Consider the following 23,179-nt stretch of genomic DNA (forward strand, 5'->3'; position numbering starts at 1 on the left):
CCCGGCGCACTCCCCCCAACCTCCGTCCGGCGGCGGCCGGTTCACCTCACCACGGGCCGCACCGGACGGCTGCTGAAACGTCGTGCCCCGCACCCGGCGGGACACGGACGGTCACCTCGGTCGAGACCACAGCCAGTTCGGCCACGACCCCGACAGAGGTGCCGCCTTACCGCAGGTGGCCGCCTGACCACCTGCTTTCACTGAAGGAGGCTGTGATGGAAGAGCAGAACGAGCTGTCCACCGTGGAGCCCTACGCCGCCCCGATGCTGGTCGAGGTCGGCGAGTTCAACGAGGACACCCTGGGCTTCATCGGCTGGGGCAAGGACATCTTCGGCCACTACGGCGGCTGACCGTCCCGTCCCTGATCACTCTCAGGAGTAGTAGATGACCGGTGCCGGATTCGTGGTTCTGCCGGACACGGCGGCCGCAGCCGAGGTTCACGCGGCGGCGCCCTGGGCGTCCCCGCGGGTGCTCTCGCATGCGTCGGGCCGGCCGTGGCTGGTGGGCGCCTGGTCACCCGCGGAACTGCGGGTGGCCACCGCGGGCCCGGTGCAGGTGGCGGTGGCCGGGGTCTGCCCGGTCACCGCCACCCGGTTGTCCGAACTCACCGCCCGGATACGGACGGTGTCCGACGTGGACGCGCTGGCCGCCGCCCTGCCCGGGGCCTGCCATGTGGTGGCCTCGGTCGGCGGACAGGTCCGCGTCCAGGGCAGCCTGACCGGACTGCGCCGGGTCTTCCACACCCGGGTCGACGAGGTGGACATCGCCGCGGACCGGGCCGATGTGCTCGCCGCGATGACCGGTGCCGGGATCGACACCGGCGCCCTGGCCGTACGCATCGCCTGCGGCGGCCTCCTCCCCTCCCCGCTCGCCGACCAGCCCCTGTGGTCCGGCATCACCGCCCTCGACCCGGACCACTGCCTGGTCTGGGACCGCGAACGGGCCCGCACCCTGCGCTGGTGGCAGCCGCCCGCCCCGGAAGCCCCGCTGTCGGCAGGGGCACAAGCCGTGCGGGACGCCCTCACCACCGCACTCCACGACCGCACGCCCGACGAAGGCCGGCTCAGCAGCGATCTCTCCGGAGGCATGGACTCCACCTCCCTCTGCTTCCTCGCCGCCCGGAACACCCCGGACCTGCTGACGTTCCGCTGGGGCGAGGCCGAGGCGGGCAACGACGACGCCGCCTTCGCCGCCGACTCCATCAGCGCCCTCGACCGCGCCGAACACCTCGTGGTGCCCCCCGGCGACCTCCCGCCGCTGTTCGCCGACCCGGACGCCCTCATGGACACCGAGGAGCCGTACCCCTTCGTCCGCACCGCGGCCCGCACCCGGTACACCGCACACCTCCTCGCCGACCGCGGCGCCCGCCGCCACCTGGCCGGCCACGGCGGCGACGAACTCTTCACCCCCTTCCCCGGCTATCTGCACCCGCTGCTCCGCCGCCGTCCACTGACCGCCCTCCGGCACGTCCGCGGATACGCCGCCCTCAAACGCTGGCCCATACTGCACACCCTGGCCGCGCTGACCCGCCCCGGGGACGAGGCGGCCTGGTGGCGCGCCCAGGCCGAGCACCTCACCGACCCGCCGCTGCGCAAGCGCCGGCCCAGCCTCGGCTGGGGCCTGTGGCCGCTGCGCGCACCGTCCTGGGCCACCGGCACGGCCACCGACGCGGCCCGCGCGGCACTCCGGCGGACCGCCGACCGGTCCCGTCCCCTCTCCACCGACCTGGGCCAGCACCAGACCCTGGTCGCCCTGCGCACCAGCGCACCCTGGTACCGCCTGCTGGCCCGCCCGTTCGCCGAGGCCGGGGTGCAACTGGACGCCCCGTTCTTCGACGACCGGGTCGTCGAAGCCGTCCTGGGCGTCCGGGTGCACGAGCACGCCGGCCCCTGGCGCTACAAGCCGCTGCTGGCCGACGCGATGCGCGGCATCGTCCCCGGGAGCGTGCTGGGCCGCGGCACCAAGGGCGAGTTCAGCGACGAGGCGAGCACGGGGCTGCGCCGCAACCTCCCCGCGATCCTCGACCTGTTCACCGATTCCGCCCTGGCCGCCCACGGCCTGATCGATCCCGGGAAACTGCGCACCCAACTGCTCTCCCCCCAGGCCGACAACGCCATGGGCATCGCGCTGGAGCCGCTGATCGGCTGCGAACTCTGGCTGCGCGCCGCCACCCGCCCCACCCCTGCCCGGAGGTCCGACGATGTCCGTACGCCTGCATCCTGACGTGGTCACCACCGACACCGACGACGGCACGGTCCTGCTCAACGAACGCACCGGCCGGTACTGGCAGCTCAACGCCACCGGCGGCCAGGTCCTGCGCCAACTGCTCGACGGCCACGCGGCCCCCCGGATCGCCGCCGAGGTCGCGGCCCGGCACCACATCGACCACCAGCGGGCCGAGCGCGACGTGGCCGCGGTGATCGAGCAACTCCACGCCGCCCGGCTGGTGATCGCGTGAGCCTGCCCGTCGCCCTGTCCGAACGGCGCAGACTCCCGCTGCACCGCCGCCTCGTCCCCCTGCTGGCCGTCGGCATCGCCCGCCTGCTGGCCAAGGCCAAACCCGCCCGGCTGCGCACCGTCCTGGAATTCGCCCGCCGCGGCGCACCCCCGGCCACCCCCGACCAGGCCCTCGCCGCCCGCGAGGCCGTCGTCTCCGTGAGCCTGCGCTGCGCCGGCCAGGGCTGCCTGCAACGCTCCATCGCCACCGCCCTCCTCTGCCGCGCCCACGGCTCCTGGCCCACCTGGTGCACCGGCATCCGCACCCACCCCTTCGCCGCCCACGCCTGGGTAGAAGCCCACAACCACCCCATCGGCGAACCCCACCCCAAGGGCCACTACAAGCCGCTGATCGCGATACCTGCGGTGGGGGCGGGGGGTGGTGGGCGCGGGGGCGGCACAGCTACCTAGCAGTTACGGCCCGGGACACTGCTGACGCCTCCTACGCGGCACTGCACCGCGCACAGTTCGGGCCGGCCGGCGCGGAGCCGACGGCCACAATTGCCCGCCCCCTGTCACTGCCGCAGGTAGGCCGGCACCGCCAGGACGCGCCGGTGATCGGCGCCGCTCTCGGGGAGACCGAGCTTGTCGCGGCGACCAGAACCGGGAGCACCGGCCACGCGCGCGCCCTCGGGGGCCCGTTCAGTCGGGCCGGCCGAGCAGCGTCGCGATGCTCTCCGTCGCCAGCGAGTCCACCCGCGTGGTCACTGACTCATCGAGGTCAACGCCCGTGGAGGCGAGGTAGGCCAGCAGCGACCCGCGGACGACTGACCTGACATCGCCGGCCCCGACATCGATTCCGCGATCTCGAAGGCCCGCCAGCTCCTTTGTGGCAGTGGCCAGAGCCTCCGCCATCGAGAGGTTCGGATTCGTCGCTCCGTCGGCGCCCCTGCGGCACACCACGACGCTGTCGAGGTTGGAGGGCTCACGAGCTCCGGCTTTGACGATGCTGGTCGTCATCTCGCCCTTCACCGGCTGGACGGCCATCACGACCCAACCGGAGCGGCGGAGCGACTCAACCACCCGCACCCACCCGCTCATCCGAGCCTGGTGGAAGGTGAAGGCCAGCAGGCCACCCGGCTTCAAGACCCGTGCACACTCGGTCCACACAGCCTCGATCGCCTTACCGAACTCCACCGGGTCCGCATGCTGGACCTCGCCTGCTCGACGGGTCGTTGCCGCGTCGGAGTACCCGGCGTACGGCCGCATGCACTGGAGCCACGCGTGGAAGAAATCCGCGAGCTCCGCGTAGTGGACGTTATCCATATAGGGCGGATCAGTGACGATCAGGTCCACCGACCCGTCCGGGATATCCATTTCTGCCGCGTTTCTGGTGGCGACATAGGCCGCCCGACCCGCAGCCGAGGCGAAGGACTCCCATGAGTCGGCAATGGTCACACCCAGCGGCTTTGACAACCCCGTGACACGCTCGATCCCGGCACCTCGGTCAATGAGGTCGACGGGTTTCGTTTTGTATTCGTGGGCGCGGCGCAGGCGGCTCTTGTAGAGCGTGGAGAACGCACCCGAGGACTGCGGCGTTCCCCAAGGATGAGCCTCCAGCGGCGTCCGCTCCGGCTTCAGGATGTGATGACTGAACATATGCCGGACAGCGCCCGTACCCTCGCCCTTGAACGAAGTGAACAGGTTGTTGAACTCCAGCGTTCCGGAGAACAGGGCGCACAGCGCTTCACGTTCCGGCGCAGGACCGGCCACGTCGCGAATTGCCGTCGCGATGAGCGAGAGCGAAACCAACTGGCGCGCATTGAAAAAGTCGCGCCACTCGCGGAAATTCCACTTCAGGGCCTGGTTGGTGTTGTTTCCTGACGTCAGCCCGCCGCGCGGAAGTACGGCGGACTCCGGCAGACCGGCGAGCGCTTCGACGCACTCGTCGTAGAGCTTGCGATCCCAATCGGTAATGGCCTCGTAGCTCTTTGACCCGTCAGAGTTGGCCACCATCTTGGCGTACATCTCGTATCCCGGTCGCGCGCCACCGAGGGCAGCGGAGGTCTTGAAGCGGTGACCTTGCCGGCAGGTCGTCAACTGGCCCCGTACTGCGCCACGCTGAGTGATGAGGTGGCCGTTCGCGCAGGTCTCGGTATCGAAGTCATACCGACTCTCCTGCACGGCGAGACACTCGGGGCAGACAATCTGCGCCTTGGGAACTCGCTTCGGATACGCATTCTTGGAGAAGACCGGCGAGTCGAATAGCCGGACAACCTCGGAGCAATCAGGGCAATCGACGGTCGCGACCCAGAAATAGTAGAGAACGGTTCTCCCGTCCTCTGTCCGGTGGAGGCGGTCAACCTCTGACCGGCAGGCCGACTCGACCGCCTGGTAGGCGGTTTCCAGTGCCCCGAGGTCCCACGACTGAACAGCTTGGCGCTGGACAAGCGTCGCCACTGGGTTGATGTCGAAGCAAACGGCCCTGGCCCCGAGTTTGAGGGCTTCCACGCCGGTCACACCCGAGCCGGAGAACGGGTCGAGCACCACGGCACCCGCCAGATCAAGCGACGACCCGTATGCCTCTGCGGCATCGGCTCCATCAGGTGTCGTCGCCGACGTAAGAATCCCCCGGAAAACGGTGCCGAGGCGCTTCGCCCACCACTTGTGGGTGCTGGTGGCCGGGCGGTGGACCTCCTTGCGCCACGACTCCTTCGTACCGACCTCGCTGAGCATCGCTGCCGGAAAGGTTGACTCGAGGCTGGTACGCGAGGGCACCACGGCTGTCACAGCCGGCCCCTGGCGAGGGAAACCCGCTTGGAGTCGCCCGCGCCGCGCGAGCGATAGGCCCGGAAACTCTGGACCGTACCGGCATAGGGGTTCGGTGCCGTGTGCGTCACCATCTCGTTGGTCTGGAGGTTGAACTCGTACGACACGATGACCTCGTCAGCCTCCATCCGGTCGAGCTCACCCACCTGCACAAGGGCATCCGACTGAGGCCGGAAATCGGCAGGCATGATCAGAGTCGCGAGCCCAGCGGTGCCGGAAGCCAAGGCGAACGGTGTGGGGACGACGTACATCTTGCGGTCGCGAACCAGGATATCGCCGTATGAGCCGAAGCCACGGAACGACTTGTTCTTGTGGACATACGCACCATCGGCATTGAGGAAGCTCCCGTGGCACATCACCAGATCCACCACCGGGTACTCATCGACGCCGCGCTCCGACTTCGGGTAACGGCCGAACACGTAGAAGACCTCGCGCCCACCGTGATTGCCAGTGGGCACTTGAGAGTTGGAGTCGTAGTCGGCCTCGCGGCCGGGAAATTCCAAACCCTTGACTTCGTACCCCTCCGGATGATGAATGAGGCGGAAATCAGGATAGGTGTTACGGCCGGGCTCGTCGTACGGCAGCCCGCATGCCTCAATACGCTCCTGCACCCAGTTCTGGAAGTGGTACTCCTTGTCGCTGGCGGAGACACGCCGGATCAAGTCACCGTCCGCCCGAGCGCGCTCGCACTCCAGAAACACCTGCTCGACCGCGCTCACTGCCACCCTCTGCCACTCTTCGTCCACCCGGACCGCCGCTCATGGGCGATGCCCCGAGGCTACAGAACAGGTCGCCCACTCCGAACCGTTCCCGACCGTCGGAACGCCCCCACCCCAGGACTGCCGAATCCCTGTGCGCGACCCCTGACCAGCCCCGAGATCCCGCGGCTCCAAGGCCGAAAAGCGAAGAAACCCCAGGTCAAAAGCGTGACCTGGGGTTTCGTCTCGGAGCCGCCTTCGGGATTCGAACCCGAGACCTACGCATTACGAGGGGGTGCGGGATCATGACGGGCACTGCCGGATGATCATGTCAGATCCTGTTTTGGCTGGTCAGAGGCTTGTCGACCTCGTGCGTCTGACGCCCAATCCAATGAGTGCTGCGCGGTCCGCTCACGCAGCGCTCACGCAGATCGCAACCGTCGCAGGCTTGATCGACGGCCTCAGATCACCGTTGAGGGCGAATGCTTATTCAGGTAACTCTTGAAGGTCTTCCTGATCTCTGCCTGGAGGTAACCCGCCTGCGGCGAGTTGGGCACCACATCGCGCTCGAAGCCTCGCTTCCGAGCATCGAGATACCTGACGATGCTCGGTGAACCGATGTTGGAGACGAAGAGCTCGCTCTGAGTGCGGATGTCGGCACGCAGGCCCTCAAAGTTCCGCGCCAGCCCGATGCCGAGGTTGGACACATAGTACTTGCACTCGACGATGAGGATGCTCTGACTTCCGCGCGGCTCGACCTCCTGTTCACGGCTCAAGGCCGCCTCCTCGGCGGGCAGTACCAACACGTCGCATTCGTGGCGAACGCCTGACGAGCCGGTCACGAAGACGCCAAGGTGGACCTCGAGGGTGGGAGCACCGTCGAACTCGATCACAGCGTGGGTGAAGGGCTGACTGTCCCCATAGAGATGCCCCGGCCCTGTCCGGAAGATGAGGTTGTTGACCTTAGCCCCGTAGACATCTTCATACCTGACGGTGGCGCCATGCCGACTCGCCGTAGCCACGATCAGCGAAAAAATGAACCCTTCGTAAACATCGGACGGCTTCGATGCGGCGTCGTACGAGATCGTCCCCGCCGCCAGAACGCTCTTGATCTCCCCGATCAGCTCATCGACCGCAGTCACCTCTGCACCTCCCGCGACACCGCAGTCACCAGTTGGCTGACTCGTTCACGCCGATCCAGGGGCACCTGGTTCGCCAGGATCTCCGTTCGGCTGCGACGCGACCGAGTGCTTTCGTCTGGTTCGAACACGACTCCCTCAGCCATGGTGCGGCGACCGTCCTCGCCGTCGGGCTCCGTCTGAAGTGTCTTGAGCGTCTCCAGTTCGATCTCAGGCAGTTCGACAAGCACCCGCCTCACCGCATCAAGCAGCAGCTGGACACGTTCCTGGTCCGTCATGGCTCGCGTAGCGATAACCAGCGTCCCTCGCTTGCGTGACGCCTCATACTCACCGGCGCCAAGCAGGTTCCGATCCACCGCCTCGTAGCGGAGCGCTGCCGATGCCGGCGTTGCGGCATGGGGCTCATCACCGCGGCGTTGGGGACGCCGACGCAGGATCTTCTCCTCCGGCACGCCTGCTGCAATCGCGGCATCGACATCATCGAGAACCCAGGCCAACGCGGTTCCTTGTAGCGCTTCGCGGAGCGCCTGCTCAGTGCGGCGCAGTTCGAACGGGTTCACGGCTCCCCCTTGCCTAGAAGACCTATGGCCGTTGATGCTGATCGACTTGTGGCGCGCCTGTCACGAGTGGCAGGCGCGCCACAAGTCTTTGAGACAGGGCGGTGGTGTCGGCGCCGGGAGTCGCCGAGGCAGGCAGGGCACCGTTTCCCCGGACCAGAGGTGCCATGCCTTCAACGCCCTGACGTCGGATCCACCGTGGCGCCGCCCAGTCCACTCACGCAGTGAGAGTGCTCATTCCGGCTTGGCCAGCGCGATCAGAGACTCCCACGACCCTTTGGCGTCCTTGATGATCTTCTCGGTCGCGAAGATGTACCGCCACGTGCCGAACTCGCCATAGTCCCGGACGAAGCGCGCCCAATCCTCAGCAGCTCGCCGCTTCTCCAGCACCTCGGGGTCATTCGCTCGGTCGTTGGCCTTGCCCTCCACGACCCAGTACGTTCCTGCGGCGTCAAGCACGATGAAGTCCGGATAGTACTTCTTCCCGTTGTCCCGCTCGATCCAGATGGGTCCTGGGTCGTAGTTGCGCAGCCACCACTGAACGCTGGGGCTCGCGTCGAACAGGTGCGCCATGGCGTACTCGGTGCTGCCGGCGTCGAAGGAGGCAACCGGTTCGACCGAGTGCTCCCAGCCCTCGTACCAAAGGTCCTTACGGAAATCCGCCCACTTGCTGACGACGTTCGAGGGCATGGGCGGCGGGGGGACAGTCGGGACGTCTACCGGACGGAAGGCGTAAGCGGGCTGGAGCTTACGGGTGTCGTAGGCGGTCTTGACCAACTTGCCGAGGGCAGTGGCTGCCTGGGCGGCACGCAGTTCACCCCATTCGTGCTCCTGGTCTTCCGCGGTGACGCCGGCTCCCGCCAAGAACTCGCGGACAACGCGTTCGGCCGCTCGGGATTCGGCAAGCGTCTCCTCCACGTAACCGCTGTTCCAGATCCGCCCAAAGAGATCGTTGCGGAGCTCGGAGATTGAGATGAACTTTTGGGTGGCGTCAACCGATTCGGCTGCCGTCACGAACGTGCCCACCTTGCTGTCCAGCCCACGCTGGGCGTCGACCGCCTGCCGCACCAACGGGACCTTGAACTCGTGCTTGTAGGCAGCGCCCTCAGACCGCGCGGCCGCGTTGTCGATGTAGCTGAAGGAGAAACGAACAGGAAGAATCTCCCGCTCACGCCTGGGGAAGCGGATCGTCGGCGCACCGGCGACCTTGGCGCGAAGCGTTGCGACGGCCTTCGTGTCACGCTTGCCTTGGGCCATGACAGCGTCAAACGACTCCACGTGCAGCAGCGGAGAGCCGTCCACCAAGTCGTCACCGATGACACGCGGACGGGAGGTGAAGGTCAGGATCTGCTGCTCATCGCCGCTGCTCGGCTGGTCCGCAATAGGGGCCGGCCGCGGACGGCCCTTGTCCAGGTCACCACCGTCAGCGGGCAGAACCTGTTGCAGCAGCGCATCCTTGTTCGCCAGGAGTTGCCGGTAAGACTCGTGGGCAACGAGGTCAACCGTGTCCACCATGGGAGTACCGACCCGCCGCCCGTAGGGCAACCGCAGCCCTCGGCCGAGGACCTGCTCCGTCAGGGTCTCCGACGCGAGAGCCCGCAGGCCGACGATGACCCCAATGTTCTTGACGTCCCAGCCTTCCTTCAGCTTGTTCACCGAGACCACGACGCGCACCGGCGAGTCGGCCTCTTCCACCGCAGCCAAGGCCCGCAGCGCGGTGTCGCTCGACTGCGAGGTGACGGTGAGCACCTGCCTCTCACCGGGAAACATGTCATCGGCTGTCAGCCTGTTTGCGACGCGCTCGGCGTCAGGGATGTCACGGCATACCACGAACAGCACAGGGTGCACGGGCGTCCTGCCTTGCGCTTCTGCCCATGAAGTCCAGGCGGCGTCCTTTATCCGCAACAGGTGGCAGGCGTCGGCAAGGACCGTGCTCTCGTCCTTCCGGCCATCCGGGCGGTAGACGATCACAGGGACCTTCACAAAGCCATCGGCAATGGCCTCGGCGAGGGAGTACTGGAAGATCGGCTTCACACCTGGTGCGGGTGTTGCGGTGAGTCCGACGACTGCTCGCGCACCCAGGTCCTCGATGGCCTGGTTAAATGACTTGGCCTTTGAGCTGTAGACGTGATGCTCGTCCGCGATGACTACAAGGTCTTCTACCTGCTGAAGGTGCTGATAGAGGCCCGTGCCGATGAACTCGTCTCGGGCCCGGACCCGCCTGGACGTCTTGTCGCTGGGCCGGATCAACTGCTGCACGTTGAAGACGAACAGCTTCGTGACCGTGGTGTCGTGCAGCGCGTCGCCCACCTGCCCTCGAGAGAAGTTCTCCGAGGTGATCACCAACGGCTCGGCATCGCTGCCCTGCACAAACTTCGCATGCCCAGGGGTGAAGTTGGCGACCGTCTTGTCCTGGATCGTCGTCCCCGGCGTGACGACCAGGATGTTCCGAACTCCCTGCGCGGTCAGGTAATCCACCAGGCCGGCAAGGATGTACGTCTTGCCGACACCCGTCGCCAGATCGCACACCACTTCGCGGCCATCCCCGTCCGCGATCTCCTCGGCAACCGCGCGGACGGCGGATGCGTTGGGTGCCCGAAGGTCCAACCTCGCCGCGATGTCGTCCACAAGCGAGGCGTCATAGTCGATCCAGGTCATCGCACAGCCTTCCCGCGACGCACCAGGTCGCGAGGTGCCTTAAGCACCTTGGACCCCCGGCTCAGCTCCGCAACGAGACTCTCAGCTTCGGGCGTGACGCCCCTGCCGACGATCACTGCTCGTTCTCCCTCATCCAAATGCCCAATAACGCCTCGGGCCACGACCTCGTCCACGACGCCGTCGACAACGGCCAGCCGAGCACGTCCCTTCGTGCCGCAGAACGGCCCATCGTCGGTGCTGTCGTACATGAAGCCCAACTGGGCTGTGACGACGGAGGCAAAGTCTTCGCCCTTGACCCAATCCGCGAGGAAGACGCGGCCATCTACGATCTCGAACGCGGACGGTGCCGCCTTGAGGCTCCTGAAGCCGCCTCCGCCTTCCCATCCAACGGTCTTGGTGACGCCTCCCGGATCGTCGCCAGCGACGACCTTCTCCAACCGGGGCCGGGTGAAGGTCTCAGCCGTCTCGTCGAGGATCTCGGCGGTCACCCAGCGGCGCCCCATCTTGTGCGCTACCGCAGCTGTAGTGCCCGAACCGGCGAACATGTCGACGACAACGTCACCCGGATCAGTGGCGATCTGGATCACGCGCTTCAAGAGAGCCTCAGGCTTCGGGGTCGAGAAGATCCGCGACCGGTCGAAGAGCTTGGTCACCTCAGCCTTCGCCTGGCGGTTGTCGCCGACCTCGTCGTGCGTCCAGAAAGTGGTAGGCACGAGGCCGCCCAATTCCGACTGGAATCGCTTTCGGAACGGGAAGGTGCGCCCCGTCTTCCCCCACCAGAGCCGGTTGTCCTCACGTAGTCCGTCGAATGTCTCCCTTGAGCACGACCACCAACGGTTGCCTCGCGGGGAAAACACGTCGCCGTGTGGACCGACCACCTCATAGCGGCCGTCCTCGTATGCGTGGGAGGCCGTGAGGTCCGACCTGCGCCAAGGGCCACGAGGGTCGTTGTCCGGGTTCCAGAACTCCTGATCGCTCAACTCAGTGCGATCGATCTTGTTGAGCACAAGATCGCTCTTGGAGCGGGCGTAGACAAGGAGGTAGTCATGCACCGAGGAGAGGTGCTGGGCTGAGTTGTTGCGAGCGTGGATCTTCTGCCAGACGACGGTCCCGACGAAGTTGCCACGCCCGAAGACCTCGTCCATGAGAACGCGGCAGTACGCCATCTCGGCATCGTCCAGATGCACCCAGACCGATCCGCCGGGGGCCAGGAGGTCGCGGATAAGCAGAAGTCGGTCACGCATCATCGTGAGCCAGACAGAGTGCTCGAGCGCGTCGTCGTAGTGCTGGAAAGCCTGGCCCGTGTTGAATGGCGGATCGATGTAGACGAGCTTCACCTTACCGCGGTAGTGATCACCGTACTCTGGGTTACGAACCAGAGCATGCAGGGCGTCATAGCTGTCGCCGTGAATGAGAAGGTTGTCCGCTGCCGTGCCGGTGACATCGCCGGCCTTGCCGGTTTCCTGCAGTAGCCGGACTTCTGTAACCCGCGGGTCTTGCCGTGAAACCCACTCGTATCCGCCATCCGCCGTGTTCCGCAGGGCCTCATCCCTGCCGACCCACGACAGGGTCAGGCGCCCACTCGTCACCCGCGACCACTCCCATGCACCTCGATCGGTCCGCGATTCAGACGCAGACCACAACACTCACTGCAAAGGTACCGGCCACCGCCGACAGCGACGGGCGGTTGCGAGTCGTCGGTGCTGCAGTTCTGCAAGTAGGCGCCATCCAGCACAGGCGGTGTGTGGCGCCTCACAACCTCCTAGCCGGCCTCGGGCCCCTACTACTCGGAGATGCCCGTGGCGATCACCGCCTTGTGGACGACGTAGCAGTCCGGTGATGAGCGGATGTCGTCCATGGCGAGCCTCGCACCCTTGACTCCACGAGAGGCGTGAGGCGGAAGAGAATCCGCACGAGGTAGACGTCGGCAATCTCCTGGACGAGATACAGATGACTGCCTTGTCGGTGAGCAGAGGTGGTCCTACAGGTCGCGAAGCGCTACGAGAGCTCGCCCCACCACAAAACGGGCCCTAGCGGACTCGACGCCGTCAGACGCGCAGGCGCGGCGGGTAGCCCTGGGCGGTGGTCGCCCCCGACAGCGATGCCCTCCTGGTGGGCCGGCGGTGCGACGACGCTGCCGGAATCACGTGACAGCCGCGCGGATCTGCATTGACAGTGGCGTCGGACATGTTGCTCGCTCCCGTTTCGGGTCCGCCAGTAGCCCTGTGACAAGGCATGGGTGGCCGTGGATTCCTAAGATTGCCCCCGGTCACCTTGGTGAAGGTGCAAGGGTGTCGAGATGGACGCTGGAGTGGCTGCCCTTCTCGGTGCGGCAGTGGGAGGTCTCCTCGGCGCGGGTGGGACCATCGGCGCGGCTGCGCTGTCCGGACGAGCTCAAGGGCGCAGCCAGCATTCACACTGGCGACGCCAGGGACGGCGCGAGGTTTACAGCCGATTTCTTGAAGCCATCAGCGCGCACCAAGAGGCACTCGGGAACCTCTCCTCTATGGCATACGCCGCGATCCGGGGAGATCACTCCCCGGAGGAACTCAATGTGGCCTGGCAGGAGGCATCAGCTCTACTTCCCGCAGTACGAACCGCCGGCCCAATTGTCGTGATCGAAGGGCCACGCAGCGTCGCCGAACTAGCCGAAGACATCGTGAACCTCGCTACCACGGCGACTAGCAACGCCCGGTCCTATTCCCTTATCCACGCCCGACAGGCGTACACCGACTCGGCGTTGGGGCAACGCTCCCGGAACGTGAACGAAGCAGCCTCAGAGCTGAAACAGAAGCTCTCAGCCTTCGCCGATTTGGCGCGGAATGCCCTGGATGCCCCGGATGGCGTCCATTCATGACGCATGGCCCCCTCTGCGACCCACGCCGGGCGATTCCGCCAGGCAAGTCTTTGCGGCCTCCTGGAGGAGGGCTGGACATCCAACGTGAGCCGTCCGCGGAGTCGGTGCCACCTGGTGGCCGGATGCGCAACATGTACGTACTCCACTCCCATTGGCCGGGGTTGATACCGAAGAGACGGATGAGGTTGACCGGTTCGGCCGTCCAGCGAGCATCGCAGGGGCAGCATAGGCGAGGCATGTTCGCCGGCCGCAGCCATCGCACGCAGGGCGGCGAGGAAACAAGCAGCAGGGCAGGAGCAGAACACGTGACCGAGCGAACCATCTACCTCGACCCCGACCCACGCGACTGGCGCTCCCGGAAGATCCGCGTCCGGGCCACTCGCTGGTACGCCAAGATCAGCCTCGATCGTGATGGGTACGTCGACTCCACTTCCTCGCGTAGAGACGACCTCGAGCTGCCCACCGCCTACACAGAAGCCGTCGACAGGGCGCGCGACGCGTCAATCGACCGCATCTGGTACGACGGCTTCCCGGGAAGCTTCTCGTGTGGGAACGGCCCACGTTGGGTCGATCTGTTCGTCCAGTTCCCGCATGCCGAGGCCACGGTCGAAGCGCTCCGCTTAGCCGAGCTCGAACGCGACTACAGCGGGCTCCATGCGCTCGCCGACCGGCTGGCGCTCCCCATCGATGACTGGCTTGCTCCTGGCGAGCGGGAGCTGGTCCGCGGCGTCGACTTCGACTCGCAGCCCGGCGCGTTTCTGAGGTTCCTGCGCGGCAAGGCCAAAGGGCGCGGAGTGCGCCTCAACGGTCGGGCGACCGCCGGGAGCGTGTGGGTACGGCCGACGCTGTCGCTCGCCGAGAAGCAGCGACGGGAGATGTTTCCCGAGCAGTACCCCGGCTGGGAGGATCGCTGGACCGGTTACGTCGAATCGGAAAATGCGCCCGTCCGTCCCTGGGTGGGCGGCCGAGACCAGGGCCTCAGCTACGGCGCAACACCCGTTCATTTCCGCGCTGTGGAGACGCCGGGTAGCCGCGATTGCCCTTGTGGCATGGACTTGCGGGAGCCTTTTGGCGACGGCAAGGAGCACACCGCTCACCACGCGGCGTGGGCTTTCGGCATTCGGGTACCCAGGAACCTGGAGTGGTGGGGTGATCTGGCCGTCGTGACGACGCAGTCACCCATTTCGTGGAGGAAGCTGACCTACCAAGTGGCGCGGATGCCACAGAAAGAGAACCACTACGACTTTCGCTCGTGGTCCCACCTTGACGAGCCTGAGGCGACCCCCGACAACATGCGCGCATACCTCTTGAAGGTGAACGGGTACGTCATCGGCTACCTCGCCGCCCATGACACCAGCGAGCACCGCAGCTGGGATCTGATCGACGGGTCACAGTACGGCGACGAGGATGACACCCTGCGCCCACAGATCATCCTCGTCTGGGTGGCGGACTCCTACCGCCGTCAAGGCGTCGGCGCCACGCTCGTGCAAGCACTCGCCGACGACTTCGGATGCCAGATCCCCGATGTGTCCTGGTCGAGCCCGGTCAGTGACGCGGGCCAACGCCTCGCACGCCGGGTGTCACCCGCAGGCATCTGGGTCAGCTGACCCGCCGGCAGGTTCCGTGCCGCCGGCCGGCGGGCAGTACCAAAGGTAGGCGCTGCCCGCCGAAGTTGCTCCTACCCCTCGTGGTCCGCGGCCGCCAGTAAGCCTCAATAAGACATGACGTGCAGTCCTCAGACCAAAGGTTCACTTCGGATGCCTGCCCCCGAAATGGCTACCGACGGCGCCTACGCGGACAGAGACCGTCAACATCTCTGAAGGTCCTCGGCGATCTGTGCCGCCATGTGGCGTGCGGGTTCGAGGCGCGGATCCTCGGGGTGGGCGTCCGGGACCAGGATCTTCGCGCAGATAAACAAGATCATTAGCTTGCCATCCCGGCTCTCCAGATCCTTGGACCGTTCGCGGCGGACGCGCTCCGCCAGAACCGGAACGGCAAGGGAGTTGCCCCACAGTGACGCAGAATCCAACCCTTGAGGAGCCACGCCCCAGTCCTCCCAGTCGAACAGGCAGAACTTCGGCCCGGTCACGTTCGCCCAATTCAGATCCGCGTGCGCCGGCAGCCACCGTCTCACTGTCGCATCGACACCACCGGGGAGAAAACGATGGACCGCTTCAGCGACACGGCTCTGCGTGATCATCACGGTGTCTGGGGTGGCGACGCGCCTCGTGTGCTGCTCGGCCAAGGCATCCAGCGACGTATTGAACGCCTGCCACCAGTCGTCCGGCAGCGCCGGCTCGGCGGCTAGGACACTGTTGCCGACGGGCGCTCCGGGCAGAAGGTCCGTCTCATCGGCCCGCCACATCACGGCGTCCCCAGGCTGTCTCCACGCAGCTCCTCGATGCCATTGCGGCTTCGACACCCCCTCCAGAAGAGCAGCGCATTCGGTGCCGTTCCAGCCTTGGCTGCCGATCTTGTCAAAGCAACGCCGCTCAACCCGCACCCACGTGCCACGATCTGTAGGCGCCCCCAGCGTTCGACGCTTGCGCACCAGAGAACCCCGGTCCAATTGTGTTCGAAGTGCACGCTCGACCTCGTCGAGCACGCCATCGAGCGGCTCAACTCGCAGATCTGCTGACGCGTTGGCAGATGAGGAAGATGACACCGGACCTCCTTGGGGGCGGACCGAAAGCTAGCAAGAAACCGGGATATCCAATCCACTTACCTGCTGGAGAGCAGCCCGAATGCCAAAAGTTGGAGCGCTGATTGGGACGTCTCAGCGAGACAGGCTGTGACGCCACTGTCGCTCACATGCCGCCTGACCGTCCGAGGACGACGATTCGAACGCCGTTCAGTGCCGTGACGGCAATGCGACTGCGTTCGTCTTCGCACGGTTCGATGGCGAAGCGCGCGAGACCCTCGACGGCCCGCAACGGGGAGTCCTATCGTCGCCCCAAGAGATCACTCGCGGGACCAGAGGTTATGCAGTCCCAGCAGCTACGTGACGCTCGAACCAGTTAGCCTCCCGGCTGCCCGTTTCCGTACGGCACGGTCTGTGCTCAGCGCAGCGTCGGCGAGCAGGTGGATGCGCCAGTACAGCTGGAGTCGGCCTTCGGCCGTGGCATCGGGTCGACTGACAAGAGCGAGTACGGGCGTGGGGTCGTCGAGGTCAAGGCGTACGGCGAGGCGAGCGAGGTCGGACAGATGGTCGCCGAAGATGGCCAGCTCCCAGTCGATGAGCAGTCGGGAACCGGCGGGTTCGCGAAGGAGGTGGCCTGGCTGCAAGTCGTGATGGAGCAGCACTGGCTGGATGGCGCTGTCGCTGACGTCGACTTCTTGGTGAAGGCGTCGGGCCACGGCGCGTAGGGCCGGGGCGGCAGCCGCGTACGTGCGCAGGCGGTCGTGGAGGTAGTCGGTCCAGCTGTGGTGTTGTCGACCGTCGGCGAGGCGGCCGAAGTGCGTGCCGGGGATGCGGTGGATGACGGCCAGCGGTTCGGCGAGGTCTGCCAGGAACCGGTCGATGGGCACAGGCTTCGCGTGTAGTGCGGCCTGCGCGGTCCATGGAGGGGTGCTGCTGCCGCTGGACGCGGCGAGCAGCTGTGGACATGGGGCACGGTGGCTGGTCAGGAGGCGGAGAGCGGCGGCTTCGTTGGCGGCGCGGCTCGGGTCGCCGTAGTGCTTGAGGATGTACGGCGTTGGTCCTTCCACCGACCAGACGCGGTTGGCCTGGCCGGTGGTGATCTCGCGGGCGCTGAGCGGGACGCGGCCGTCGATACCGTGCATAGCGCTGTCAGGCGACATCGCCGAGGTAGGTGCCGGGGGGCTTGGGCGTCTCCGTGAGGGAGGCGATTGGCTGGCGGATGGCCTGCGGCAGCAGGTTGAGGGCAGGGACCTTGCCCAGCGGTACCCACTCCAGGCCGGTCTGCACCTCGTCCTGGGCATGGCCGCCGAGCTGGCCGGGACCGCTGGTGGGGGTGCAGAGGAAGATCGCTTCGATGCGATGGGTGTTGGCTTCGCTTTCGGGGTGGTCGTGGTTGGCGCCGATGTATTCACGGAGCCACAGCAGCCGCTCGACGGTGACGGTCAGGCCGGTTTCCTCGTCGACTTCGCGCGCGACGGCGTCGCCGAGACTCTCTCCGGGGTGTTGGCCGCCTCCAGGGAGGAAGTAGCACTCCTGGTCCTCCCAGACGGCACGCATGAGGAGGATCTGGTCGTCGTGGAGGACAACGGCTTTGGCGGAGGTGCGAATTTCGGGGGTGGCGGATTCAGTCACTTGCTGGTCCAACTTCCTGGTGTGGATTGGGTGGTGCTTCAGCGCTCAGTCTTGCCGAAGGTGGTCGCGTGTCCGGTGATGCGGCGGAAGATCATCCGCCAGGGGCCGACGAGACGGATGAACGGTTGGGCGGGGCTGCTTGCGATCAAGCCTGCTCGGCGGCCGCGTGTAGGGCATGGAGCAGCAGCGATGCGGCCGGTTGGGGATACGACCGCGGCATGGAGGGCAGGGGCCAGCCCGATGAGTCGGACGGTCAGGACAGGGCCATGCAGCAGGACGCCCGTGAGGGCAAGCGCAGACCACAGCGGACCGGCCCACCCGGCGGAGACGATCGCGGCGGCGATCAGCGGGGCGCCGGCAGCCCAGGCCACCTCGTCGGCCCATTCCCGGAGTACCAAGAGCGCCTTGCCGATGCGGGTGAGAGCGCTCGGCAGGTGAGCGACGGCCTTCGCATGGCGGTCCGGTCGGGCTGACGTGTGGAAGGCGAGGGCGTGGAGGTTGGTCAGGCCGTGTGGCTCGGTGTACGGCTCGTCCAGGACGGCGACGGTGGCGGGTGCGATGTCGGCGCCGAGGAGGGAGAGGCGGTGGCCGGTGCCGAGATCCTCCATGGGTTCGGGGAAGCCACCGAGGGTTCGTAGGGTCGGCAGGTGGACGGTCATGCCACAGCCGACGCCGTAGACCATTGGCCGCAGCAGTGTCCTTATAAAGCTAGGGACTTGGGTGGTGGTGAGCCATTGCGTCAGGCGGATTCGGGCGAGTTCGATGCCGAGTGAGCGGCGGAGCTGGTACAGCCATTCCCCCGCCAGAAACAAGCCGGTGCTGCCAGGCGGAAAGGGACGGCGGCCGAGCAGCGGCAAGCGCTGCTGCTGGATCAGGGCCGGTGGCCGGCCGGTGAGGGCCCTGTGGCGAGTAGCCGTCTCGGCGAAGGCGGTCAGCGTACGGACGTCCGGGGTGGCGTCGGCGTCATAGACGCAGAGAAAGGTGCTGTCCGCGTCGTTCTCGTCGTGCCAACCGAGAGGGCCGAGAATCTCGTCGACGCGGTCAACGGCGTGGTTGAGCTGTCCGGCCTTACGGCCGCCAGAGTCAGGTTGGTGCAGGTGCACCAGACGCAGCCCCACGGCTGGCTGGCCTTCGGCCAGGGCGGCGACGGTTTCGCGTGTCGTGGGCTCTGAGTCGTATAGCTCGGCGAGAAGGGGGAGGCGCTTCTCCCTGGGCGCGGCGTTGACCTCGTCAGCGACGTCGCCGCAGCGGGCGCGGGGGAATGCCCCGCGCAGTTGCGCCTCGGTGAGGCAGCTGGTGTCCGCCAGTGCCCGAAGGCGACCACGGTCGCGCCGACGGGCGTTCTCTTCTCGTTCGGTGGTGATGGCGACGACCACTGCACGTTCTCGTGGGTAGTCGAGGGCCGTGAAGGCGGCGATCGTCTCGGGGGCAAGGGTTTGCTCGCGGAGCATGGGCAGCAGGACCACCAGCCAGGGCCCGTCCTCGTCGGCCGAGACGGGGTCTCGGCGTGCGTTGTCCAGCAGCCAACGGGCACAGAGTTCGACTGCGACGAGTGCCCAGAGCCCGCGGGCCAGCAGGAGCACGAGCAGGACGGGAACGGCGTAGTGGAGCCACAGTTCGGCCAGCATCATCGTTCGTCCTCCAGCAGGCGGTAGACGGAGCGAACTTGATCGGCGATGCGCGGCCAGGCGAAGAGCTCGGCGCGCTCCCGGGCCGCGGCACGTCGTGCAGCGTGGGCTGCGGTTCCGAGTTCGCCGATGAGGGTTTCGACGGCTTCGGCGGCGGCAGCTGCGTCACTGGGCGGTGTGAGCGAGGCGGCCGAGCCGTGGCCCGTGTAGTACGAGATGCCTCCGGTGTCGGTGGCGACTACCGGGGTTCCGCAGGCCAGGGCTTCCAGGAGGGCATTGTTGGCGGTCGCCTCCGTCAGGGGGAGGAAGACGGCCGTGGCCTGGCGGTAGAGCTGGGTGAGGGTGAGTTCGCTGATTCCTTCCAGCACGCGCACGGCCGGGTGCCAGGTGCGCCGGTCGGCCTGACGGGTGACGACGGCGAGCTCGATGTCGTTGCCGTGCCGTCGATGGAGCTGGTCGTGGACCGTGTCCAGGACGTCCCAATCGCGCAGCCACCAGCCCACAGTCAGGATCAATGGTCGGCCGCCGGGCTTCGGGACTCCTGACGGCGCGAAGGCGGCGGTGTCGATGCCGTGCGGGATCAGGTGCACGCGCTCCTCGGACAGGTGGTTGGCAAAGAAGGCCAGCTGGTCAGGGGCGAGGGCGATGATCTGGCTTGCGTGTGCGGCGAGCCGCCGCCAGTTCGTGGCCGGCATGAAGCGGGCCAGGTGTGCGGGTGGCTGGTGATAGGTGACGGCGGTCGGGCCCGGTCGGTGGCGGGAGAACCAGAACTGCTCGTCGCCGTAGAGGATGTGGGCGGGCCCGCGTCTGGCGAAGACGCGTGCATCCGTGGCGAAGTGTTCGGCCGGGTAGAACGGCAGGGGGCAGCGGCGGCGAAGCCAGTGATGGGCTGCGGTGGCGATCTTCTGGCTGGTGATTCCCCGTGGCGCGGTGATGCGCTCGGCTTCCGGCAGGTAATCAAGGAGCCGGTCGTAGCCCCCATGGTGGCTGTGCCAGGGGACGCGGACGGCCGAGGCGATCACGGTGTGCGGCACGGTGCCACCGCCCTCGCGACTGGGGGCAGCAGACTCATGTCTCGGAGCGCCGGCGCAACTGCCGTGGATCTGGTGAGGTGCAGCACGGGCAGCTCATGCGGCTTGCTGGGGCCGAGGTGGTGGCGCCAGCGACGGCGGTGCTGACGGTGATGGGCCGGGCCCCAGAGGAGAATCGAGTCCCGGGCGAACAGATGCCGGAAGGTCTCCTGGTTGCCGGCGAACAGCTCCTCGCCACGGGCGGCTCGCCGGAATGAGCGCTTGAGCAGCCGGGGCAGGCAGGTGCGCAGGGGGAGGTCGAGCCAGATCGCCAGCTCCGCGTGGCCCAGCAGCATCTCGCCGACAGGTCCGCCGTAGTTGCCATCGGCGATCCAGGTCTCTGCGCCGAGCGCTTCCCTGGCCCGCTTCTGGAAGATCACGGCGTCGACCGGCGTCCAGCCCGCTCCCCAGAACAGGTTGTCGAGGTCCAGGTGAGGCAGTCCTGTGTGACCGGCGATCTCGGCGGCGATGGTCGATTTTCCAGAGGCCACGGGACCTACAACAGCGATGCGCTTCGGGATCACGAGAGCCTCCTGGCAACGGTGTCGGCGAGGCGTTCCAGCAAGTGGGGAGTACGCACACCGGCGGTGACCCTGAACACCGGGACTTTCGTGGCCAGGTCGTCCAGCACCTGACCGGCCTGAGCACGCAGTCCCTCCACCGACCGGCCCCGACAGACGAACCATGGGTGAAGCCAGTCCTCGTCGTCCGGGGTACAGCACGCGGCGGCCAGGTCGGCACGGGCGGTTTCGCCGTGCAGCGGCTGGATGCTGAGCGGGGTGTCATCGTCGCGAAGCCGGGGCAGAAGCACGAGGCGCAGTGGAGCGCCCTCGCGGACCTGGGCCGCGAAGGCGGCGGCGAAATCCCGCGGGGTGCAGCTCGCCTTCTGATCCGTACCGAACGTGCGAGGGAGCACCCGGTGCGGTGGCAGGGCCTCGCGCGGCGTCAGAGCGGACAGTGTGCCTCCCGCGATGCGGATGGACAGTGGGACACCGATGACGTCGGCCGCATTCTGAGTGAGCATCGCGCGATCGGAGGCCACCAGGTCCGCTCGGCGGTGGCAGGCGAGAGCGGCGAGCACGGTGGTCTTGCCGGCTGTGGTGGGTCCGGCGATGAGCACCCCGTTTCCGTCGATGGACGCCGCGGCGGCATGGAACGCGGTCCAGCCCCGGTCTTCGCCGCACCGCATCACGACTTCCCGGACGATGCGCAGCAGATAGCGCTCTCCGCGATGTGCATCAGGGTCGAGGACGATGTGCAGGCGCCCGGTGGAGTCGTGCGCATAGAGATGATCCTGTGACAGGTGCGAGCGGGGATGAGGGCGCCACCAGTCCACGTCACCCACCCGCGACCGCAGGTACGGCTCGCCGCGGAACGGCTCGACGCACCGGCTTTGCACCGTCTGGAGGCGGGCGGTCCGGTCTACGAACAGCTCACGGTTGCGGCGGATACGGATGCTGGACAGCCGACCACAGGGTGGGGCCAGCGCGGCCTCGGGGACGAAGCTGTGCAGGTGAGTGCGCTGTTCGACGGCGAAGTCCTGGTCCACCTCGACATCGAAGACGTGTCCGGCGAAGGTGACGGACGTCGTCGTGGTGGTGGTCATGAGCGGCTCCCCGCGGGAACCGCGTCCTGGCTGCTGAGAAGCTCCTCGGTGGCCCCCGTGACCAGACGGCGTGCGATATCGACGCCCATCTTCACCGCGTGGTCCATGTTGCCGATCTCGTACCGCCAGGTACCGAACCGGCCGCGAGGGTAGATCGCTTGGCCTTCCAGCCACGGCACCGTCAACGCCAGCGCCTCGTCCCGGTCCAGAGTGGGGATCGGGTAGGCGTACGGGATCATCTCCACATGGGCTGTGGCCAGCTCGGCCAGCCCGGGAACCAGGCGATGTCGCCGCAGCGCAGCATCGGCGGCTTTCGCCAGGGCACGCTGGTTGACCCGAGTCCCGGGCATCACGGAGATCTCCGTCATCCATGAGCTGAAGGCGGTGGTGTCGGCGCCGGGGACGTTGGCAGGCGCGTACTTGCTGAAGTTGGTGGCGCGGTAGAACGGCACGTCGTCCTCTGGGAAGTAGAACCATGACCGCTCGTCCAGGGTGGGGGCTCGGTATCCGAGGCCGACCATGGCGACGGTGGTGTGCTTCAGCCGGCGGGCCGCCTCCCGTACGTCAGGTGGGCTCGTCGTCGTCATGGCGGCGAGTCGGTCCAGTGGCATGGTGGCCACGACCTGGTCGTAAGGGACCGCCTCCCCGCTCTCCAGTCTCACGAGGCAGGCGCTCGGGTCGATCGATGTGGCTGGGGCTCGGGTGCGAACTCGGTGGCCCAGGCGGGCGCCCAGTCGTCGCCAGATCTCTCCAGTTCCCCCGATGGAGGGGAAGGCAAACTTGGAGTTCGGTCCCCACCGCTGCATGGGGGCCTTGACACCGTAGAAGGCTGCCAGGATCTCGTCGAGGTCGACCGGTGCCACTCGCTCCGCGACCCAGCCTGCGCTCATCTTCTCTGGTGAGATCGCCCAGACCTTGGTGTTGTACGGGGCGAAGAAGCGCTCGACGAGGCCGCTTCCGTACTGGGCCTGGAGCCACGTCGCGAAGTCGGTGTCGGTCGGCAGGGTCTGTTCGCGCTGTTGGCAGGCGTGGGTCAGCGACACCAGGCACGCTTCGGCGTCGGCCTGCGGCAAGCAGTGGAGGTGCTGCTGGAAGGGGTAGGGCACCCAGCGGTCGCGGAATCGGATGTACGAGGACCGGTCGTGGTGCAGCAGTTCATGCGGGGCGAAGAGCTCGCCCAGGAGCCGGTCGAACTCTCCGAAGTGAGAGAAGACCACGTGGCCACCCAGGTCCCAGGTGAAGCCGGCACGATCGACCACGGATGACGCCAGCCCCCCGACGGTGGGCGACGCCTCCAGCAGGGTCCAGTTGCGGTGGCCGAGCCGGTCCAGTTCGCTCGCGCACGCCAGTCCGCAGGGGCCGGCACCGAGGATGACGATGCGGCCGGGTAAGGGATCTTGGGCTTTGGGCATGGATTCCTCTTTCCTG

General features: G+C 67.0%; 19 protein-coding genes. 5 read left to right on the top strand and 14 right to left on the bottom strand.

Annotated elements, in window-relative coordinates; genetic code table 11:
* Positions 1-215 precede the first annotated feature (215 nt).
* Genes ACFWJW_RS14435 through ACFWJW_RS14450 form a run of 4 tightly spaced genes read left to right on the top strand, consistent with a single transcriptional unit; the run spans position 216 to position 2,907 of the window.
* A complete protein-coding gene (locus tag ACFWJW_RS14435) occupies positions 216-350 on the top strand; it encodes a lasso RiPP family leader peptide-containing protein (RefSeq protein ID WP_018090024.1) in 135 nt (44 codons plus the stop codon).
* Between the two features lie 34 nt (positions 351-384).
* Complete coding sequence (locus ACFWJW_RS14440; protein ID WP_387239794.1) at positions 385-2,223, top strand: lasso peptide isopeptide bond-forming cyclase; 1,839 nt, start codon at positions 385-387, stop codon at positions 2,221-2,223.
* Positions 2,201-2,458 (top strand): lasso peptide biosynthesis PqqD family chaperone, encoded by a 258-nt coding sequence (locus tag ACFWJW_RS14445; RefSeq protein WP_387239797.1) that lies wholly within the window; start codon positions 2,201-2,203, stop codon positions 2,456-2,458. The genes ACFWJW_RS14440 and ACFWJW_RS14445 overlap by 23 nt, the downstream gene beginning before the upstream one ends.
* Complete coding sequence (locus ACFWJW_RS14450; protein WP_387239800.1) at positions 2,455-2,907, top strand: lasso peptide biosynthesis B2 protein; 453 nt, start codon at positions 2,455-2,457, stop codon at positions 2,905-2,907. The genes ACFWJW_RS14445 and ACFWJW_RS14450 overlap by 4 nt, the downstream gene beginning before the upstream one ends.
* Positions 2,908-3,138: 231 nt before the next feature.
* Here ACFWJW_RS14450 and ACFWJW_RS14455 read toward each other — a convergent pair whose 3' ends face one another.
* The 6 genes from ACFWJW_RS14455 to ACFWJW_RS14480 form a co-directional block, all read right to left on the bottom strand.
* On the bottom strand, positions 3,139-5,226 hold the full coding sequence (locus ACFWJW_RS14455; protein ID WP_387239804.1) for a DNA methyltransferase: 2,088 nt from the start codon (positions 5,224-5,226) through the stop codon (positions 3,139-3,141).
* The gene (locus tag ACFWJW_RS14460) at positions 5,223-5,984 is read right to left on the bottom strand and encodes a hypothetical protein (RefSeq protein ID WP_387239807.1); all 762 of its coding nucleotides are present in this window, start codon (positions 5,982-5,984) and stop codon (positions 5,223-5,225) included. Before ACFWJW_RS14460 ends, ACFWJW_RS14455 begins: the two co-directional genes overlap by 4 nt.
* Before the next feature lie 440 nt (positions 5,985-6,424).
* The gene (locus ACFWJW_RS14465) at positions 6,425-7,105 is read right to left on the bottom strand and encodes a hypothetical protein (RefSeq protein WP_387239810.1); all 681 of its coding nucleotides are present in this window, start codon (positions 7,103-7,105) and stop codon (positions 6,425-6,427) included.
* On the bottom strand, positions 7,102-7,662 hold the full coding sequence (locus ACFWJW_RS14470; RefSeq protein WP_387239813.1) for a hypothetical protein: 561 nt from the start codon (positions 7,660-7,662) through the stop codon (positions 7,102-7,104). Before ACFWJW_RS14470 ends, ACFWJW_RS14465 begins: the two co-directional genes overlap by 4 nt.
* 231 nt (positions 7,663-7,893) lie before the next feature.
* The gene (locus ACFWJW_RS14475) at positions 7,894-10,317 is read right to left on the bottom strand and encodes a DEAD/DEAH box helicase (protein WP_387239816.1); all 2,424 of its coding nucleotides are present in this window, start codon (positions 10,315-10,317) and stop codon (positions 7,894-7,896) included.
* Positions 10,314-11,906, bottom strand: coding sequence for a site-specific DNA-methyltransferase (locus tag ACFWJW_RS14480; protein ID WP_387239819.1), 1,593 nt, complete (start codon positions 11,904-11,906; stop codon positions 10,314-10,316). The genes ACFWJW_RS14475 and ACFWJW_RS14480 overlap by 4 nt, the downstream gene beginning before the upstream one ends.
* 1,573 nt (positions 11,907-13,479) lie before the next feature.
* On the opposite strand from ACFWJW_RS14480, the gene ACFWJW_RS14485 reads away from it, so the two are divergent.
* Positions 13,480-14,781 carry a GNAT family N-acetyltransferase gene (locus tag ACFWJW_RS14485; RefSeq protein WP_387239822.1) on the top strand — a complete coding sequence of 434 codons (1,302 nt, stop codon included), beginning with the start codon at positions 13,480-13,482 and terminating at the stop codon, positions 14,779-14,781.
* Between the two features lie 200 nt (positions 14,782-14,981).
* On the opposite strand, the gene ACFWJW_RS14490 is transcribed toward ACFWJW_RS14485, so the two are convergent.
* The 8 genes from ACFWJW_RS14490 to ACFWJW_RS14525 form a co-directional block, all read right to left on the bottom strand.
* The gene (locus ACFWJW_RS14490; protein ID WP_387239825.1) at positions 14,982-15,839 is read right to left on the bottom strand and encodes a hypothetical protein; all 858 of its coding nucleotides are present in this window, start codon (positions 15,837-15,839) and stop codon (positions 14,982-14,984) included.
* Positions 15,840-16,171: 332 nt separating this feature from the next.
* Complete coding sequence (locus ACFWJW_RS14495) at positions 16,172-16,957, bottom strand: phosphotransferase family protein (protein WP_387239828.1); 786 nt, start codon at positions 16,955-16,957, stop codon at positions 16,172-16,174.
* 7 nt (positions 16,958-16,964) lie between these two features.
* A complete protein-coding gene (locus tag ACFWJW_RS14500) occupies positions 16,965-17,447 on the bottom strand; it encodes an NUDIX domain-containing protein (protein WP_387239831.1) in 483 nt (160 codons plus the stop codon).
* Between the two features lie 38 nt (positions 17,448-17,485).
* A complete protein-coding gene (locus tag ACFWJW_RS14505) occupies positions 17,486-19,078 on the bottom strand; it encodes a hypothetical protein (RefSeq protein ID WP_387239834.1) in 1,593 nt (530 codons plus the stop codon).
* Entirely contained in the window at positions 19,075-20,109 is a 1,035-nt protein-coding gene (locus ACFWJW_RS14510) for a glycosyltransferase family 4 protein (RefSeq protein ID WP_387239837.1), read from the bottom strand. Before ACFWJW_RS14510 ends, ACFWJW_RS14505 begins: the two co-directional genes overlap by 4 nt.
* Positions 20,094-20,636 carry a hypothetical protein gene (locus ACFWJW_RS14515; protein ID WP_387239840.1) on the bottom strand — a complete coding sequence of 181 codons (543 nt, stop codon included), beginning with the start codon at positions 20,634-20,636 and terminating at the stop codon, positions 20,094-20,096. The genes ACFWJW_RS14510 and ACFWJW_RS14515 overlap by 16 nt, the downstream gene beginning before the upstream one ends.
* Positions 20,637-20,665: 29 nt before the next feature.
* Positions 20,666-21,751, bottom strand: a complete 1,086-nt coding sequence (locus tag ACFWJW_RS14520) for a hypothetical protein (RefSeq protein ID WP_387239843.1) — start codon at positions 21,749-21,751, stop codon at positions 20,666-20,668.
* Positions 21,748-23,163: a protoporphyrinogen/coproporphyrinogen oxidase gene (locus ACFWJW_RS14525; RefSeq protein ID WP_387239846.1), complete on the bottom strand. Its 1,416-nt coding sequence runs from the start codon at positions 23,161-23,163 to the stop codon at positions 21,748-21,750. Before ACFWJW_RS14525 ends, ACFWJW_RS14520 begins: the two co-directional genes overlap by 4 nt.
* Between the last annotated feature and the right edge of the window lie 16 nt (positions 23,164-23,179).

Origin of the sequence: Streptomyces sp. NPDC127097 (genome assembly GCF_042724075.1) — a bacterium.
Lineage (GTDB): Bacteria > Actinomycetota > Actinomycetes > Streptomycetales > Streptomycetaceae > Streptomyces.